The following is a 16085-nucleotide window of genomic DNA, read 5'->3' as shown; positions in this document are numbered from 1 at the left end:
ATGGCACAAGGGTTTTCGTTGAAAGATCAGATGTTCAACGCTGAGAAAGTAAATTATCTCAGTGGTTTGTTTTCCGATTCTCATGCAGAATTTGATGCCCCGGCATTCCGATTTGCGGTCATGTCGCGATTGCTGGATCTAGAGCTGAAGGATCGGATCATCTGGATCGCCACATGCCTGCAACAGGCGGTACCCGGTGATTTGCCTGCTGTTGCCCCGACGATCCTGCGTGCCTTGCCTGCACCTTTGGACCCAACGAAGACTGATGACGACTTTGGCGATTTCATCTTTGCGCCGGTCGGTGAGTGGGTGGCGACCATAGGACTTGAGCATACCGATTTGGCATTGGACATGATGGAGGAACTGACACAGAGGTTTTCCATGGAATGGGCAATCCGACCGTTCCTAAATCACGACCCGGACCGGGTATTGCGGCGGATGCAGGACTGGTGCTCTCATGACAGTTACCATGTGCGCAGATTGGTCAGCGAAGGCACGCGCCCCCGATTGCCATGGGGGCAGGCGGTTGTATTGGGTTTGCAGGACCCGCTGCCGTTGCTGGACAATTTGCACATAGATGCGACGCGATATGTCACCCGGTCCGTATCCAATCACCTGAATGACATCACCAAGAAAGACCCGGATCTGGTATTGGATCGTCTGAAGGCGTGGCGCAACCAGGGTCATCAGACTCAGGACGAACTGGACTGGATGACGTCACACACCCTGCGCGGGCTTGTGAAAGCGGGGCATCCCGAAGCAATGAAGATGTTAGGCTATGACCCGGACGCGGACATCGAGGTCGCGGTCAACCTTAATTCGGAAGCTCAGATTGGTGACGCTCTGGCCTTTTCCGTCGCTTTGAAAGGGGTCGGAGAGCTGCCAGTTCTGGTTGACTATATCATTCATTTTCAAAGACCTGGCGGGAAAATCTCAGCCAAGGTGCACAAGTTGAAGCAGGCGGCTTTGAAGAACGGGAAACTGACGCTGGAAAAACGCCACAAGTTGAAGGGTGATGCCACAACGTTCAAGTTGGTTCCCGGCGCGCACCGACTGGAGGTTCAGGTAAATGGCAAAATTCGTGCAGGCGTGGACTTCGACCTGCTTGGGTAAAACCGCGCGGGACCGCTCACGCTTTCGTCAAAAACGCCTTCCCCTGATTGCGAACCCCCGGCGGCTGCATTAGCTCGTACATGACCATTTGCGAGGGAAAAGCGCGATGAAACATGAATCGGTGCAGAACTATTATGGTGAAGTCCTGCAAAGCAGTGCTGACTTGCAGACCAATGCGTGCTGCACGCCTGACGACATGCCCGACCATGTCAAAAAGATCCTTTCAAAGATTCATGACGACGTTCTGACTCGCTACTATGGCTGCGGTCTGATTGCCCCACTTGACCTTGAAGGCATGTCGATCCTGGATCTGGGGTGTGGGGCCGGGCGGGATGTATATGCCTTGTCCGTCATGGTCGGTAAGACGGGCCGGGTAGTGGGTGTCGACATGACGCCCGAACAACTGGACGTCGCCCGCGCGCATCAGGATTATCACGCCGAGGCATTTGGATATGCCCGCAGCAATGTGGAATTCCATCACGGCTATATAGAAAAACTGGATGAGCTTGATCTGGAACCCGGATCGTTCGATATCATCGTCTCGAACTGTGTCATCAACCTGGCCACGGATAAGAATGCGGTTCTGCGCGGCGCACATAGGTTGTTGAAAGAGGGCGGCGAGATGTATTTCTCGGATGTCTATGCAGACCGCCGTATTCCGCAGGCGATGGCCGAAGACGAAGTTCTTTATGGCGAGTGCCTGTCCGGCGCGCTTTATTGGAATGATTTCCTGTCAATGGCTCGAACGGCCGGTTTCGGCGACCCGCGCCGCGTGACACATCGTCCGCTGACGATCGAAAATCCCGTACTGGAAGAGCGTGTTGCGCCGTTGAAGTTCCTGTCCGCGACATACCGTCTGTTCAAACTACCTGCATTGGAACCGGCTTGTGAAGATTATGGGCAAGCCGTGATCTATAAGGGAACCGTGCCAAACGCACCGCATGAATTTGGTCTGGATGACCACCACGTTATAGAAGCCGGCAAGGTGTTTCCGGTTTGCGGCAATACCTGGATGATGCTGAAAGAAACGCGATTTGCCCGTCATTTTGACTTTATCGGCGATTTTTCGACCCATTATGGTATTTTCGAAGGCTGTGGTGGCGAAAGCCCGTTTGAAGCCATGGGTGCATCTGTCGCTTCTGGCGGGTGTTGCTGATCCCTTGCACCTGAGGGGCGGGGTTGCTATCCCCGCTCAAGCCCGATGGATTTGATCGGGAAAGGTAACGGGGTCCATCGGTGACAGGTAACGCAATTCCACCGCGTCTGGAAATTCGCAACATTATCCGTCGGTTTGAAGGCCGGGTTGTTGTGGATGATGTTTCACTGACCGTTCAGGCAGGCAAGGTGACCTGTCTGCTGGGGCCGTCGGGCTGCGGGAAATCCACTACGTTGCGCATGATCGCCGGGGTCGAAATGCAGGACTCGGGTGAGATTTATGTTGATGGCAAGCTGATCTGCGACACCGTCTTCCGGGTGCCTCCGGAACGGCGCGAGATCGGTCTGATGTTTCAGGACTTTGCGCTGTTCCCGCATCTGAGTGTGGCTAAAAATGTGGCCTTTGGTCTGAAGGGCAGTAAGGACGAAAAACGCGCCCGGGTCGAGGAGTTGTTGCAGAAGGTCGACCTGATGCGATTCATCGATGGTTTTCCGCATCAACTATCGGGTGGCGAGCAACAACGCGTGGCGTTGGCGCGTGCCCTGGCGCCGCGCCCGCGCATCATGCTGATGGACGAGCCCTTTTCGGGCCTCGATAACCGTTTACGTGATGGTATCCGTGACGAAACGCTGGCCATTCTCAAGGAAGAAGATGCCGCTGTACTGCTGGTCACGCACGAGCCGGAAGAAGCGATGCGCATGGCCGACGAGATCGCCCTGATGCGGCGTGGCAAGATCGTGCAACAGGGCGCGCCCTATAACGTCTATACGCGTCCCGCGGATAAGGCGGCGGTGGCATTTTTCAGTGATGTCAACGTTTTGCGGGCGCAAGTGAATGGCGCATTGGCGGATACGCCCTTTGGTCAGTTCCTGGCACCGGGCATTCCGAATGGTACGGATGTCGAGATCGTCTTTCGCCCTCAGCACATCAAGCTGGACTTTGACCGCAACGGCAAGGGGCCATTGCCGACACCAACAGACGGTGTTGCGGCCCGTGGTGTCGTCGAACGCGCGCGATTTCTGGGAAATGAAAGCCTGGTAGAGTTTCGCATGGACTATGATGGCTCGACCCTCAGGGCTACGGTTCCAAACGTGTTTGTGCCCAGTCCGGGCCGGGTGATGTGGCTGACCATCCGCCGCGACAAGTGCTTCGTTTTCCCCGAAACAAGGCGCTGATCCATCGATTTCCACCCGAGTGGTGCGCGAAAACCTCAGATTGCGGGGCCGCGTCGCTTGCCGCAACGCAGGCCCGGGTCTATCAAGAGCCAAACGCGGGGGTAAATCGGGCACATGCGAATTCTTCTGACCAATGACGACGGGATCAATGCCCCGGGCTTGATCACGCTTGAGGCGATTGCAGCTGAACTGGCCGGACCGGATGGAGAGGTCTGGGTGGTCGCACCCGCGTTTGAACAGTCCGGGGTCGGACATTGCATCAGCTATACCCACCCGATGATGGTCGCCAAGCTGGGCGAGCGGCGCTTTGCAGCCGAAGGTTCACCTGCGGATTGTGTTTTGGCAGGGCTTCACGACGTTATGTTGGATACCCCTCCCGATCTGGTTCTATCGGGCGTGAACAGGGGCAATAACTCGGCTGAAAACACGTTGTATTCCGGTACGATCGGCGGCGCGATGGAAGCGGCATTGCAGGGCGTCCCAGCGATTGCCCTGTCGCAATATTTTGGCCCCCGCAACCTGGGCCTTGACGACCCGTTTGAGGCAGCCGCCCGGTATGGTGCAGATCTGGTGCGCCGGATTCTGGACGCAACTCCGGCAGAACAAGATGATTACCGGCTGTTCTACAACGTGAATTTCCCACCGGTTCCGGCAGACGATGTTCTGGGCACGCGGATTGCGGCGCAGGGGTTTCGGCGCGACACGCGTTTTTCGGTCGAACCGCACAGTTCGCCTTCGGGGCGACGGTTCCTGTGGATCAAGGGTGGCTATCAACACAATCCGACCGCACCCGGAACGGATGCGGCCGTCAATCTGGAAGGCTATATCTCGGTCACGCCGATGCGCGCTGACCTGACTGCGCATGACATGCTGGAGGCATTGAAGGCGGTCGAATGAGCGGACTGGACCCTGAAACCGTAATGCAATTCCTGTTTGCCCTGCGCAAACGGGGGGTCACGGATGCGCGCGTGCTGGCTGCGATGGAGCAGGTGGACCGCGGTCGCTTTGTCACCGGCCTGTTCGCAGGGCGCGCTTACGAGGACATGCCGTTGCCGATTTCCTGCGGTCAGACGATCAGTCAACCGTCGGTCGTAGGTCTGATGACGCAGGCCCTGAACGTTGGACCACGGGACACGGTGCTCGAGATTGGGACAGGTTCAGGTTATCAAGCGGCGATCCTGTCCAAACTGGCCCGCCGGGTCTATACAGTGGAACGCCACAGGCGGTTGGTGAGCGAAACAAGCAAGCTGTTTGCCGATCTGGGCCTGACGAATATCACTTCTATGTTGTCTGACGGGTCATTTGGCCTGCCGGAACAAGCCCCTTTTGACCGGATCATTGTCACAGCCGCAGCCGAGGATCCTCCGGGCCCGCTCTTGGCGCAGCTGAAAATCGGGGGTATTATGGTTCTACCCGTGGGCCAGTCGGACGCGGTGCAGCAGTTGATCAAAGTGACGCGCACCGAAAATGGTCTGGACTATGACGAATTAACGTCGGTCCGTTTCGTTCCCCTTCTGGAGGGGCTTGGAAAGGATGAGGCGTAATAGGCTTAAAGAATTGGTCGCCGGAACTCCGGGCAACAGGGGCAGGCGTTGAGGACAGAATTATGAGAGCAGTATCCAAATCAGCAATGCGCCGCTGTGCGACCGGGGTGGCCGCTCTGGCCATTTTGGCCGGGTGCGAGGGACCTCTGGATTATGACCTTCGTGGGCAGATCGGTGGATTTTCGACCACCAATGCAGCGCAATCCGCGACGGCATCCCGCCCGACACCGGACAGCCGGGGCGTCATTACCTATCCGAATTATCAGGTGGTCGTGGCGCGCCGCGGCGATACGGTGCGGGACGTGGCCGCGCGGGTTGGCCTGCCCGAGGGCGAGCTTTCGCGCTTCAACGGCCTTCAGACAACGGACACGCTGAGAGAGGGTGAGGTTCTTGCCCTGCCACGCACTGTCGGTGCTGGAAGCAGCGTGGACATCGCGTCGGTCGCCGGGTCTGCAATTGACCAAGTGCCGGCGTCGGGTTCGGTTCAGACCACAACCCTGGAACCCGCGAAACCGGCATCAACGCCTGCGCCGATTTCAACTGGGCCGGAGCCGGTCAGGCACAAGGTCAAGCGGGGTGAGACGGCCTATACAATCTCGCGCCTCTACCAGGTGCCGGTTGAATCTCTGGCGGAATGGAACGGGTTGGGATCAGATTTTACCGTGCGTGAGGGTCAATACTTGTTGATTCCGGTCAAGAACCAGCCCGCGCCCCGGCAAAATGCGGCTAGTGCCGCGCCCGTTCCCGCCACGGAGGTGACGGAACCGGGACAGGGATCACCGACGCCGACGCCACCCAGCGCCACGCAGCCCTTGCCGGACGAGAAAGTTGAGCCGTTGGCCGAGGCCCCCGACGTGACCGCCGAAGCGCCAACCAATACGCGCACATCCGCGCTGTCTCTGCCGGTTGGCGGAACTATCATTCGCGGTTATGACAAGGGCAAGAATGAGGGCATCGACATCGCTGCCGCTCCGGGTACGTCGGTCACAGCTGCCGAAGCCGGTACGGTCGCGGCGATCACCGCGGACGCGGATCAGGTGCCGATCATTGTGGTCAAGCACAACAACGATCTTCTGACTGTCTATGCAAATGTCGACAAGATCACTGTCAAGAAAGGCGATAAGGTACGCCGTGGCCAGAAGCTGGCGCAATTGCGGGGCGGCGACGATGCCTATGTGCATTTCGAAGTCCGCAAAGGGTTCGAGTCCGTGGACCCGGAACCCTATCTGAAGTGAGGCTGGATGGCCCGTACCGGGCCTGCCTTCGGCGAGAGTATTTCTGAAAAGATGAAGCCTGTCAGGCGTACGGGTCATAGTCGCTCAGGCGTTTTCCGGGTTCGTCGGCGAAGATTTCCGGAAGGGGTGAAACTGCTTCGATCAGGTCGATGCGAAAGACACGAAATCCATTGCGCAGCTCGCACCAGGCGGTAAGGGTCCAGACCCGCCCCCAGTATTCCATATGGAGCGGGCGGATGGTGCGTTCGGTCAAAACGCCGTCAATGCGGCGATAGGACAGGTGAAGTTTCTGACGTGATTTGATGGCTGCACGGATCGGGGCCATATGGGCAAGGCCCCTTGCGGCATCGGCAAATGGGTAGACCGCGAATTTCCAGCTGTCCGCCTCGGCCAGGACCTGCGTTGGTAGAACAGCGTCGATCTTGTCGGCAAGCGATTGTGCGGCAGCCTTCAGGTCAGTATCCGCGGCCTCGGCCACGATGGCCATGCCAAGATTCAGCGCCTCAAGCTCGGCTGTGGTCAGGTTCAACGGGGGCAGGGTGATCTGCTCGCGCACCATGTAGCCGACACCGCGCTCGCCCTCGACCGGAACGCCCGAGGCAACAAGCGTATCCATGTCGCGATAGATGGTGCGAACCGACACCTCAAGCCGGTCCGCAATGTCCTGCGCGCGGTGCAGTTTTCCGTCGCGCAGGATCTGGATGATACCGAACAGGCGGTCAGTGCGGCGCATGACACGCCGTTCTGACCGCGTTTAGGCAGTCATGTTCCATAGTACTTTCTCGTGTCGCATCTGGATGCTATCCGGATTGATGACCGCCATCATGCCTGCTGCACATTCCTGTTGAGGAAACTGTGCGGCTGCGTCCTGTGCCGCCTTCAAATCGGTCCAGACAACATAATCGGTCCAGCGACCATCTTCGCCCTGGCTAAGCTGCCGATGGGCAAATCCCGGCGCGCTGCGCACAAAGGCCTCAGAGGCCTGACTGAGTTTCACGAACTCTTCCGGCGTGGTGCCATTGGCCAGGGTGAAGGTGACGATTTCAGCAACGTGGGTCATTTAATTCTCCATTGACCTTGTTTCGATGCCAAATCCCTAACGGATAGCAACTGACATAAACCTGTCAGTTGAGAATTGCGACCCCTTAGATTTCACGCGATTGATACAATTTTCGCCGGCAAATCGGAACAGATCCCTTTTGAGACCAGCGATCGAGGCGTAAAGACTGAGTCAGATCATGTTCCCGGCGCGCAAACGTGCCGACGAAAAAGGAGAAAAGACATGCTCAACAATATCGGCCTTCCTGGCCTGCTGCTTATCGCCGTTGTGGTTCTGGTTCTGTTTGGACGCGGCAAGATCAGTTCGCTCATGGGTGAAGTCGGCAAAGGTATCACTGCGTTCAAGAAGGGTGTGAAGGACGGTTCGGAAGAGCTGGAAAAGGACGCTTCTGAACTGGCCAAGGACGTCACACCTGAAGCCGAGAAAGACAAGGCGTAAGCGCAGATGTTTGATCTGGGCTGGACCGAGCTTCTGGTAATCGGCATCGTTGCCCTGATCGTTGTGGGGCCAAAGGACCTGCCGGTGCTGTTCCGCAATGTCGGGCGTTTTGTCGGCAAGGCGCGCGGAATGGCGCGCGAGTTCAGCAGCGCCATGAACGAAGCCGCCGATCAGGCAGGGGTGAATGAGATCAAGAAAGGTCTCAACGCTGCCGTGAACCCTGTGGGATCGGCCATGGACGGTGTCAAGCAAGCCGCGCAGGAGATGGCGAAAAGCATCGATCCCACAAAGTTCGATCCTGACAGCGAAACAGGTAAACTGGCGGCCGAGCGGGCCGAGCAGGCCAAAAAAGTTCAGGCGTCAGCCGCCCGTGCGACCGCCGAGCGCAAAGCCAAAGAAGCAGCCGATGCGCTGGCCAAGGCAGAAGAGGCCGAAGCCGCGCTGAACACTGAAAGCAAGACATGAGCAAAACCGACGAGATTGACGATTCTTCGGCCCCGTTGATCGAACATCTGGCCGAACTGCGCACACGGCTGATCCACAGCGTTGTGGCGTTTCTGATCGGTATGATCATCTGTTTTTCAGTGGCGACGCCGATCTTCAATTTCCTGACCAATCCCCTGTGTGACGTTCTGGCCGAGCGCGGGCAGGATTGTGGCCTGATCTTCATCTCGCCACAGGAAGGGTTTTTTGTTGCAATCAAGGTATCCCTCTTGGGCGGGTTCATTCTGGCATTTCCCTATATCGGGATGCAGATGTGGCGCTTTGTGGCACCGGGCCTCTACAAGTCCGAGAAAAACGCGTTCCTGCCATTCATGCTTGCTTCGCCCTTTATGTTCCTCCTGGGCGCAAGCTTTGCCTTCTACGTTGTCACGCCTCTGGCCTATGACTTTTTCCTCGGGTTCCAGCAATTCGGGGCTGAGGGTGAAGCCGTGGCCGATGGGGTCAGCGCGGCACCGCTGAGTGTGGTGTTTCAGGGCTCAGCCCAGGAATATCTGAACCTGACGATCAAGTTCATCGTGGCCTTTGGATTATGTTTCCAACTGCCGGTTCTCCTGACTCTTATGGGGAAGGCAGGACTGGTCAGTGCCGAGGGGCTGGGCGCTGTTCGGAAATATGCGGTGGTCGGCATTCTGGTTCTGGCCGCAGTTGTCACACCACCGGATGTCATTACGCAGATCATTCTGTTTGTGGTGGTGTACGGTCTGTACGAGATTTCGATCTTCCTGGTCGCGCGAGTTGAAAAGAAACGCGAGGATCAGTTACGCGCTGACGGTTACTACGATGATGAAGCGGAAGCGGATGATGACCTGATGCAGGAGTTCGAAGACGACAAGTAAGTCTGCCGACGAAACCAAAAGGGCGCGCCATCCAATGGCGCGCCTTTTTCATTGGAAACTCTTGTTGTGCCAATTGGAACGTGCTTTGAACCCCTCAAGACAAAACCGGAGGCCCACATGGATGACCAAGCCCTGAACCGTATCGCCGAGGCGTTGGAACGCATGGCACCGGCTCCTTTGGTGGCGCCTGATTTTGCCGTTGCTCCAGCATTTGTGTGGCACGTCGAACCGGAACGACTGGAACCTGTTACGCAAGTCAACCGGGTCGATCTGGATCTTCTGGTCGGCATCAATCGCTCTCGCGACACGTTGATGGACAATACGCGCCGGTTTGCAGCAGGGTACAAGGCAAATAATGCGCTGCTCTGGGGGGCGCGGGGGATGGGAAAGTCGAGCCTTGTAAAGGCCGTGCACGGCTCACTGAGCGCTGATTACGCCGATCTAAAGCTGGTCGAATTGCAGCGCGAGGATATGGGAACGGTCGCACGGTTGCTGAACCATCTGCGCGCAGCACCCTACAGGTTCATACTGTTTTGCGATGACCTGTCGTTCAGCCACGATGACCAGCATTATAAATCTCTCAAGGCTGTTCTGGATGGCGGCATTGAAGGCAGGCCGGAAAATGTGGTCTTCTACGCCACTTCGAACCGCCGCCATCTGATGCCGCGGGATATGATCGAAAACGAACGGTCCAGCGCCATCAATCCTTCCGAGGCGGTCGAAGAAAAAGTCTCGCTGTCGGATCGCTTCGGCCTGTGGCTTGGGTTCCATCCCTGCGATCAGGACGAGTATCTGGCGATGATCGACCGCTATTGCGCCGCCTATGGCGTTTCCGTTGATGCACAGACCCTGCGCGCCGAGGCAATTGAGTGGCAAGCCACGCGCGGGTCGCGCTCTGGCCGTGTCGCCTGGCAATTCTTCGTCGATCTGGCCGGGCGCAACGGCGTGCATATCGCCTGATCCCGGCTTCACCTGGCTGCAAATATCCCCGCCAGAGGCATGGCCCGCCAGGGCCATTTCCTAAAGCAGTGCCAGAATCCGCGCAGCTTCATCCTTGGTGCTGTTCAGAACGCTCCGGTCTTCCCCGGGATGAAACCGCGCGCGGACGGCCGTGGGCATCGGCGCGGGTTCGATAACCGAAACCCGCGGACCGGTGCGTTCAGTCTCGACGGCCCAGCTGCGGGCCAGAGCCATCTGCGCGGCCTTGGTGGCACCGTAGATGCCATAAAACTTCTCGCCAGCCTTCGGATCGTCAAAAAACACCGCATGGCCACTCTCGCCCAGAAGGGGTGAGACATAGGGAATCAGAACCGAGGTCGCGTTTGCATTTGTGTTGATCGCCTTGGCCCATTCCTTGGGGTCAACAAAATGCACCGGCGTCAGTGCTGATGTGTGGATGGCTGTGTGCATCCACAGGTCGACCTTACCCCAACGGTCATGGATGCCACGACACAGGGTCGCCATGGCGTTTGGATCGGTGATGTCCATGGGGGCCAGAGTGGCTGACCCGCCCTTCGCCTTGATACGGTCGTCCAGCTCTTCCAGCCCGCCGGTGGTCCGGGCGACGGCGACGATATGGTATTCAGGTGCCAACGCTTCGGCCAGCGCAGCGCCCAACCCGCGAGAGGCCCCGGTGATAAGGGCGATTTTTGTCTGATCGGTCATGGCTGCGGTTTGAACCCCTGCGCGAGGGGCGTCAAGTCGCGATTAGCTGCCGGGAATGGCGATCCGCTTGGTCTGGCCGCTTTGTCGCAGCATGATTCCCTGTTCATCAATTGCAACTACCATGCCCGAGGCGACACGGCTTCCGGGTTCAACCTCTTTCACGCGGCCCGATGACAGGCGTACCAAGGCGTGCAGATCGGTTTTGGGCCCGAACACTCCCAGGACAGAAACGGAGTTCTTGTTTAACGCGCCCTGCTGCGTGGCCGCGCTTTTGACATTGGTGTTTGACATGGTCCGTGGCCCGGCGTGAGTTCCGAACCCCTTATTTGTGTGAGTGGTTGCCGCCCGATAACAAAACGATCAGGTAAGCAAAAGACCCTCACAGACACAACGCTTCACGACGTAGCGACCCTTTTGTTAGCCCTTGTGATCGTGCAAGATTCACCGCCGGGTTGTGGCAGATTTCCACTCATCGGCGGAACAGTTTAGATGCGAGCCATACTTAACAGGGCTGTCCTATCTGTATGTCGAACGGTTTGATTCGTTGTTTGAGCAGAATCCAGGCGTGCCATAAATGGGTGGGGTCTTTCAGCCTGAGGAGAGTTTGGCCGCATTCCAGGACCCGCCCTGAACCTGCATATCCGCGCGTTTCTGGCTGACACGGCTGCTGTTTTCCAGACTGTCCAGGTAATCCGCGCTGACACTGCCGGTAATGTAATTGCCGTCAAAGCAGGAACAATCAAATCCTTGGATTTCCGGGTTGCCTTCCTGGGCGGCCCAGATCAGGTCCTCCAAATGCTGATAGAACAGCGCATCGGCGCCCAGCTCTTCACGGATCTCTTCGATCTCTTTGCCATTTGCGATCAGCTCGGCCTTGGTCGGCATGTCGATGCCATACACATTAGGGTATTTGACCGGCGGCGAGGCGCTGGCCACATAAACCTTCTTTGCTCCGGCGTCGCGGCACATCTGAACGATCTTTTTGATGGTGTTGCCCCGCACGATGGAATCGTCGATCAACAGAACGCTGTGGCCTTCGAATTCCAGCGGAACGGCATTCAGTTTGCGGCGTACGGATTTCTGTCGCTCGGCCTGACCCGGCATGATGAAGGTACGCCCGACATAGCGGTTCTTCACCAACCCCTCGCGATAGGGGATGCCGGTGATTTTAGCCGCTTCCAGCGCCACGGGGCGGGCGCTGTCGGGTACGGGAATGATCCGGTCGATTTCCAGGCCCGAGTCCTGAATTTGTTTCGCCAGCGTCTGTCCCATGCGCATCTGGGTTTTATAAACCGAGACTCCGTCCAGCAGTGAATCCGGACGTGCCAGATACACATACTCGAAGATACAGGGCGTCAGCTTGCCTTCGACCGCCTGAAACTCGTGCATGTTGCCTTTCAGGTCGATCAGGATGGCCTCGCCCGGGCGCAGATCGCGCAGCTTCTCAAAACTGTTGATGCCAAAGGCCACGTCTTCCGAAGCAAAGGCATAATCGTCCCCCTGACCGTCGACATTGCGCTTTGCGACCGACAGGGGCCGAATGCCATATGGGTCGCGGAACGCCAGCATGCCAACACCAGCCACCAGACAGATTACCGAGTAGGCACCTTGAACCCGCTCCATCGTCATCTTCACACCGGCAAAGATGTTTCGGATCGGATCCGAATTGCCGTTCACCTTGATGGCGTCAGCCACTTTGTCGGCCAGCACGTTCAGCAGGATTTCCGAATCCGATGTGGTGCGCAGGTGGCGACTATATTTCCCGGTCACTTTCTCGCGCTGTTCCGCTGTGTTGGTGATGTTGCCGTTGTGAACAAGATAGATACCGTAAGGCGCGTTCACGAAGAAAGGTTGCGCTTCGGCCGCGCTGAGTGATCCGGCCGTGGGATAACGAACATGACCCATGCCGATATGACCCAGAAGGGTTTCAGCATCCTGGGCGTTGAACACGTCCTTGACCAAACCATTGGCTTTCTTTTCCCGGAAGAATTCGCCGTTGTAGGTCACGATCCCCGAGGCATCCTGACCCCGGTGCTGCAACATCAGCAACCCGTCATAGATCTCAGCAAAGACATCATGTGTCCGGCTTGCGATTCCTAAAATCCCACACATTCAAGGGGCTCCAACTTCTATGACGATATCATTCGAGGATTAACCGCAGTTCGGCACCGGACTTTCTGCATCTTCAGCGCGGAAATGTTCGCTACACAGGAACAAGACGCCGTTAGGGCGACCATCACTGCGATCAGCGCGCAATCATACAGAAAGTACAAGATCGGTGGCTCCGATTCCGTGGCGGGTTGGCCCCCACATAATGCCTATTGGCGTGGCTGTCATCAAAGGATCACAATAGCCAAATGCCGCAGGCCAAGTTTGCGCATGTCGATGTAGAAAAACGAAGATGGTGACATGCGCAAACATATGTGCTGTCATGCATTTGATTGCATACATAACTGCTAAAGCTCAGCACCTCGGGGGGACCTGAATGTGGCAACATAAACCTCCTCACAAGAACCAGGAACGTATCAGGCAGCGGTGCCATCGGTGCAGGGGATTGGGGCGCGCGTCGTGCCAGATCTGTAACGGAGCAGGCGAGGTCGCCAAAAGCAGAGATATCTTTGGAAAACCGGTTTTCAGTCGATGTGACGGATGCTTTGGCTTGAAAACAATCCGCTGCACCGTGTGCGGTGGAGAGGGGTTTGTCTGATCTGCAACAAAAAAGCCCGGCAGCGCCGGGCTTTCATGAATTGGTGAACTGCCTATCAGCCGTTGGAAGGCGCAGTTGTTGCCGGTTCAGCGTTTCCTGCCGTGCAACTGGCGACCAGCTGTTCATACTGAGTCGTAACCCAGCCCAAAGCCGCTTCGGGGTTTTGTTCCTCAATCTGGCCGCTGAACTGTTCAAACACCTTGGCCGACCGGCTTTCATCAACAATTGTGTAAGACTGGCCGGTCATGACGGTGTCGTAAACGAAGAATGCAATCGCAACCAGAAGGATGCCACGAGCGATGCCGAAGAACAGCCCCAAAGCCTGATCCAGGCCGCCAAGGGCCGAACGCTGAACCAGCGATGAAAACAGCGGTGTGAAGATACTGACCACGATCAGCGCCACCGCAAAGACCGCTGCAAACCCGGTGATCACAGACAATTCACAACTGTCACGCAAGAAATCTCCGACGACCGGGATTTCCTTGACCAGAGGTACAGCCTGCGGGGCGAAGATGAACGCCAGAACGGCCGCCGCAACCCAACCCGCGATGGCCAGAACTTCGCGCATGAAACCACGCGAGTAGGCCAGCAAGCCTGACAGCACGATGATCAGGGCAACTACCCCGTCGATTATTGTAAAACCTTCCATGGCCCTCGCCTGTTCTTTTTCTGCCCCTCAAGGCGCGACTTTAACCTGCTCCGAAGGTTTCGCCAACAAACCCCACCAAATCAGAGGGTCGGGTGAGTGTCAGACCTGCCACAGTACCGGTTTTGCCACCTGCCGGAGCTATTGCCGCTGTGAAACCAAGTTTTTGTGCTTCTTTCAACCTGTTTTCTGTCTGCGGAGCCGGTCTAAGTGCCCCTGACAGCGAGATTTCCCCGAAAACGACGGTGTCTGCGGGCAGGGCTGTGTCTTCGCGTGCGCTCAGCAATGCAGCAGCCACGGCCAGATCGGCGGCGGGTTCACTGACTTTCAACCCACCGGCCACGTTCAGATAGACGTCGAGACCCGCAAAAGGAATGCCGCAACGCGCTTCAAGAACGGCAAGGATCATCGCCAACCGCCCGCTGTCCCATCCCACCACTGTCCGGCGCGGCTGTGAATGGGGGGACGGGGCGACAAGGGCCTGCAATTCGACCAGAACGGGCCGTGTGCCCTCAATCCCGGCAAAGACGGCAGAGCCTGGGCTGGGCGTACCGCGTTCCGACAGGAACAAGGCCGAGGGGTTGGTGACCTGCGCGAGCCCTTTGCCCGTCATCTCGAACACGCCAATTTCGTCGGCGGGACCAAAGCGGTTCTTGACCGCCCGCAAAATACGAAACTGATGGCCGCGCTCGCCCTCGAAATACAGAACCGTATCGACCATGTGTTCGACAACACGGGGGCCCGCAATCTGGCCATCCTTGGTCACGTGTCCGACCATGATGATCGACACGCCGTGCCGTTTCGCAAAGGCGGTCAACTCATGAGCAGCCGCCCGGACTTGCGACACGGACCCCGGCGCGCTGTCGACATTGTCGGCCCACATGGTCTGGATCGAGTCGATGATCGCCAGACCGGGTTTTTCGGCTTCAAGCGTGGTGAGAATGTCGCGTAGGTTGGTTTCGGCTGCAAGTTGCACCGGCGCGTTCTCCAGCCCAAGGCGGCGCGCCCGCATGCGAACCTGAGCACTGGCTTCTTCGCCCGAGATATAGATCGTCTTGACGCCGGCACGGGCAAATCGGGCAGCAGCTTGCAGCAACAGGGTGGATTTACCGATGCCGGGGTCGCCGCCCACCAACAGGGCAGATGCAGGAACAAGCCCGCCACCAAGCACCCGGTCCAGTTCTTCCACTCCGCAGAGCGTGCGGGGCGGCGGGGTTTCCTCGGTCGACAGGTCGGTGAGCGTCATCGACCGCCCGCGTTTCGAGCCCAGCGATTTCTTGGCTGGGCCTGCCGACAGCGGTACGTCCTGTATGATTGAGTTCCACTCGCCGCACCCGTCGCAGCGACCCGACCAGCGGGAATGGGATGCGCCGCAGGCGGAGCAGGAGAAGGTTGGTTTTGCCATGACGCCTTGGTGCCCGAGGACGGGCGGTTCTTCAAGCCCTTGCAGGGCTTTCCTCGTCGTCAGCGGTACACCGTACTCTATCTCCGGGCGATGGTTTTGTTGTGGCGTTCAGTGAGAATGCCCAAAGCGATGGAGGCAAGGATGCAGGCGGTGAAAAGGTAAAGACCCCATGCGGTCTCAACAGTGGCGTAAGAGATGCCTTTGGCCAGCGTGATGTATAGCGCGATCAGGAATATGTCGGCCATCGCCAGCTTGCCGAGGATGTTGAGCGCAGGCTGCACACGGGCATCCAGCAGGTTCCATTGGATCAGCGCCGTGCCGATGGTTTTGATGTAGGGGGCGAAAAGGGCGAAGATGGTGACGATCAGCGCAAGGAAGACGTCAGATTTCCACAGGGACTGGAGGCCGGTGATGACGCTGATTTCGCTGAGGCCAAAGATCGGCAGAAACCCTGCGCGCATCAGCGGGGCGAACCACGCGATGGGGTAGAAAACCAAAAGTGACAGGGTTGCGAAACGCAATATCATGGCGGCCAACGCTATTATGTTTGACCGCCTGACATTACGGTGTTGGATCGTGGGTTCAAGGATGCTTGTTCAGT

General features: G+C 57.6%; 18 protein-coding genes. 10 read left to right on the top strand and 8 right to left on the bottom strand.

The annotated features are described in order from the left end of the window. The 6 genes from ACR0BF_RS05945 to ACR0BF_RS05920 all read left to right on the top strand — a co-directional run bounded on the left by ACR0BF_RS05945 (position 1) and on the right by ACR0BF_RS05920 (position 6223). Positions 1 to 1113 (top strand): hypothetical protein, encoded by a 1113-nt coding sequence (locus ACR0BF_RS05945; RefSeq protein ID WP_480624471.1) that lies wholly within the window; start codon positions 1 to 3, stop codon positions 1111 to 1113. A 106-nt stretch (positions 1114 to 1219) separates the two neighbouring features. Further along, entirely contained in the window at positions 1220 to 2269 is a 1050-nt protein-coding gene (locus ACR0BF_RS05940) for a methyltransferase domain-containing protein (RefSeq protein WP_480624470.1), read from the top strand. Between the two features lie 107 nt (positions 2270 to 2376). After that, positions 2377 to 3444, top strand: coding sequence for an ABC transporter ATP-binding protein (locus ACR0BF_RS05935; RefSeq protein WP_480624529.1), 1068 nt, complete (start codon positions 2377 to 2379; stop codon positions 3442 to 3444). 114 nt (positions 3445 to 3558) lie between these two features. Next, positions 3559 to 4341 carry a 5'/3'-nucleotidase SurE gene (gene surE / locus ACR0BF_RS05930; protein ID WP_480473150.1) on the top strand — a complete coding sequence of 261 codons (783 nt, stop codon included), beginning with the start codon at positions 3559 to 3561 and terminating at the stop codon, positions 4339 to 4341. Next, complete coding sequence (locus tag ACR0BF_RS05925; RefSeq protein ID WP_480517287.1) at positions 4338 to 4988, top strand: protein-L-isoaspartate(D-aspartate) O-methyltransferase; 651 nt, start codon at positions 4338 to 4340, stop codon at positions 4986 to 4988. Before surE ends, ACR0BF_RS05925 begins: the two co-directional genes overlap by 4 nt. Before the next feature lie 62 nt (positions 4989 to 5050). Next, a complete protein-coding gene (locus ACR0BF_RS05920; protein WP_480553707.1) occupies positions 5051 to 6223 on the top strand; it encodes a peptidoglycan DD-metalloendopeptidase family protein in 1173 nt (390 codons plus the stop codon). Positions 6224 to 6284: 61 nt separating this feature from the next. Here ACR0BF_RS05920 and ACR0BF_RS05915 read toward each other — a convergent pair whose 3' ends face one another. Both ACR0BF_RS05915 and ACR0BF_RS05910 read right to left on the bottom strand, forming a co-directional pair. After that, positions 6285 to 6956, bottom strand: a complete 672-nt coding sequence (locus ACR0BF_RS05915) for a helix-turn-helix transcriptional regulator (RefSeq protein ID WP_480473144.1) — start codon at positions 6954 to 6956, stop codon at positions 6285 to 6287. Between the two features lie 21 nt (positions 6957 to 6977). Continuing rightward, positions 6978 to 7283, bottom strand: a complete 306-nt coding sequence (locus tag ACR0BF_RS05910) for a hypothetical protein (protein WP_209503726.1) — start codon at positions 7281 to 7283, stop codon at positions 6978 to 6980. Positions 7284 to 7505: 222 nt separating this feature from the next. Here ACR0BF_RS05910 and ACR0BF_RS05905 point away from each other — a divergent pair, with 222 nt between their 5' ends. The 4 genes from ACR0BF_RS05905 (at position 7506) to ACR0BF_RS05890 (ending at position 10021) form a co-directional block, all read left to right on the top strand. Then, a complete protein-coding gene (locus ACR0BF_RS05905) occupies positions 7506 to 7721 on the top strand; it encodes a twin-arginine translocase TatA/TatE family subunit (RefSeq protein ID WP_480473142.1) in 216 nt (71 codons plus the stop codon). Positions 7722 to 7727: 6 nt separating this feature from the next. Further along, entirely contained in the window at positions 7728 to 8186 is a 459-nt protein-coding gene (tatB, locus tag ACR0BF_RS05900; protein WP_267364187.1) for a Sec-independent protein translocase protein TatB, read from the top strand. Next, the gene (tatC, locus tag ACR0BF_RS05895; protein WP_480473140.1) at positions 8183 to 9061 is read left to right on the top strand and encodes a twin-arginine translocase subunit TatC; all 879 of its coding nucleotides are present in this window, start codon (positions 8183 to 8185) and stop codon (positions 9059 to 9061) included. Before tatB ends, tatC begins: the two co-directional genes overlap by 4 nt. Before the next feature lie 117 nt (positions 9062 to 9178). Further along, complete coding sequence (locus ACR0BF_RS05890; protein ID WP_480553704.1) at positions 9179 to 10021, top strand: ATP-binding protein; 843 nt, start codon at positions 9179 to 9181, stop codon at positions 10019 to 10021. Positions 10022 to 10081: 60 nt separating this feature from the next. Here ACR0BF_RS05890 and ACR0BF_RS05885 read toward each other — a convergent pair whose 3' ends face one another. From ACR0BF_RS05885 to ACR0BF_RS05860, 6 genes are all read right to left on the bottom strand, one after another. Further along, positions 10082 to 10726, bottom strand: coding sequence for an SDR family NAD(P)-dependent oxidoreductase (locus ACR0BF_RS05885; RefSeq protein WP_480624469.1), 645 nt, complete (start codon positions 10724 to 10726; stop codon positions 10082 to 10084). 42 nt (positions 10727 to 10768) lie between these two features. Beyond that, positions 10769 to 11017: a hypothetical protein gene (locus ACR0BF_RS05880; RefSeq protein WP_480473134.1), complete on the bottom strand. Its 249-nt coding sequence runs from the start codon at positions 11015 to 11017 to the stop codon at positions 10769 to 10771. A 297-nt stretch (positions 11018 to 11314) separates the two neighbouring features. Next, positions 11315 to 12838, bottom strand: a complete 1524-nt coding sequence (gene purF, locus ACR0BF_RS05875) for an amidophosphoribosyltransferase (RefSeq protein WP_480624468.1) — start codon at positions 12836 to 12838, stop codon at positions 11315 to 11317. 650 nt (positions 12839 to 13488) lie between these two features. Further along, positions 13489 to 14082: a CvpA family protein gene (locus tag ACR0BF_RS05870; RefSeq protein WP_267364181.1), complete on the bottom strand. Its 594-nt coding sequence runs from the start codon at positions 14080 to 14082 to the stop codon at positions 13489 to 13491. Positions 14083 to 14122: 40 nt separating this feature from the next. After that, on the bottom strand, positions 14123 to 15484 hold the full coding sequence (radA, locus tag ACR0BF_RS05865) for a DNA repair protein RadA (RefSeq protein ID WP_480473130.1): 1362 nt from the start codon (positions 15482 to 15484) through the stop codon (positions 14123 to 14125). Between the two features lie 77 nt (positions 15485 to 15561). After that, a complete protein-coding gene (locus ACR0BF_RS05860; protein ID WP_480473128.1) occupies positions 15562 to 16011 on the bottom strand; it encodes a paraquat-inducible protein A in 450 nt (149 codons plus the stop codon). Between the last annotated feature and the right edge of the window lie 74 nt (positions 16012 to 16085).

The sequence above is a fragment of the Ruegeria sp. AG7 genome, assembly GCF_056541545.1.
Note: the sequence above shows the minus strand (reverse complement) of the source record. Positions and strands in the feature narration are given on the sequence as shown.

What these genes read in the sequence shown, in the direction of transcription:
- tatC (WP_480473140.1), top strand. Translation starts at nt 8,183, where the DNA reads ATGAGCAAAACCGACGAGATTGACGATTCTTCGGCCCCGTTGATCGAA.
- radA (WP_480473130.1), bottom strand. Translation starts at nt 15,484, where the DNA reads ATGGCAAAACCAACCTTCTCCTGCTCCGCCTGCGGCGCATCCCATTCC.
- surE (WP_480473150.1), top strand. Translation starts at nt 3,559, where the DNA reads ATGCGAATTCTTCTGACCAATGACGACGGGATCAATGCCCCGGGCTTG.
- purF (WP_480624468.1), bottom strand. Translation starts at nt 12,838, where the DNA reads ATGTGTGGGATTTTAGGAATCGCAAGCCGGACACATGATGTCTTTGCT.
- ACR0BF_RS05915 (WP_480473144.1), bottom strand. Translation starts at nt 6,956, where the DNA reads ATGCGCCGCACTGACCGCCTGTTCGGTATCATCCAGATCCTGCGCGAC.
- ACR0BF_RS05940 (WP_480624470.1), top strand. Translation starts at nt 1,220, where the DNA reads ATGAAACATGAATCGGTGCAGAACTATTATGGTGAAGTCCTGCAAAGC.
- ACR0BF_RS05905 (WP_480473142.1), top strand. Translation starts at nt 7,506, where the DNA reads ATGCTCAACAATATCGGCCTTCCTGGCCTGCTGCTTATCGCCGTTGTG.
- ACR0BF_RS05910 (WP_209503726.1), bottom strand. Translation starts at nt 7,283, where the DNA reads ATGACCCACGTTGCTGAAATCGTCACCTTCACCCTGGCCAATGGCACC.
- ACR0BF_RS05945 (WP_480624471.1), top strand. Translation starts at nt 1, where the DNA reads ATGGCACAAGGGTTTTCGTTGAAAGATCAGATGTTCAACGCTGAGAAA.
- ACR0BF_RS05860 (WP_480473128.1), bottom strand. Translation starts at nt 16,011, where the DNA reads ATGATATTGCGTTTCGCAACCCTGTCACTTTTGGTTTTCTACCCCATC.
- ACR0BF_RS05880 (WP_480473134.1), bottom strand. Translation starts at nt 11,017, where the DNA reads ATGTCAAACACCAATGTCAAAAGCGCGGCCACGCAGCAGGGCGCGTTA.
- ACR0BF_RS05925 (WP_480517287.1), top strand. Translation starts at nt 4,338, where the DNA reads ATGAGCGGACTGGACCCTGAAACCGTAATGCAATTCCTGTTTGCCCTG.
- ACR0BF_RS05870 (WP_267364181.1), bottom strand. Translation starts at nt 14,082, where the DNA reads ATGGAAGGTTTTACAATAATCGACGGGGTAGTTGCCCTGATCATCGTG.
- ACR0BF_RS05885 (WP_480624469.1), bottom strand. Translation starts at nt 10,726, where the DNA reads ATGACCGATCAGACAAAAATCGCCCTTATCACCGGGGCCTCTCGCGGG.
- ACR0BF_RS05890 (WP_480553704.1), top strand. Translation starts at nt 9,179, where the DNA reads ATGGATGACCAAGCCCTGAACCGTATCGCCGAGGCGTTGGAACGCATG.
- tatB (WP_267364187.1), top strand. Translation starts at nt 7,728, where the DNA reads ATGTTTGATCTGGGCTGGACCGAGCTTCTGGTAATCGGCATCGTTGCC.
- ACR0BF_RS05920 (WP_480553707.1), top strand. Translation starts at nt 5,051, where the DNA reads ATGAGAGCAGTATCCAAATCAGCAATGCGCCGCTGTGCGACCGGGGTG.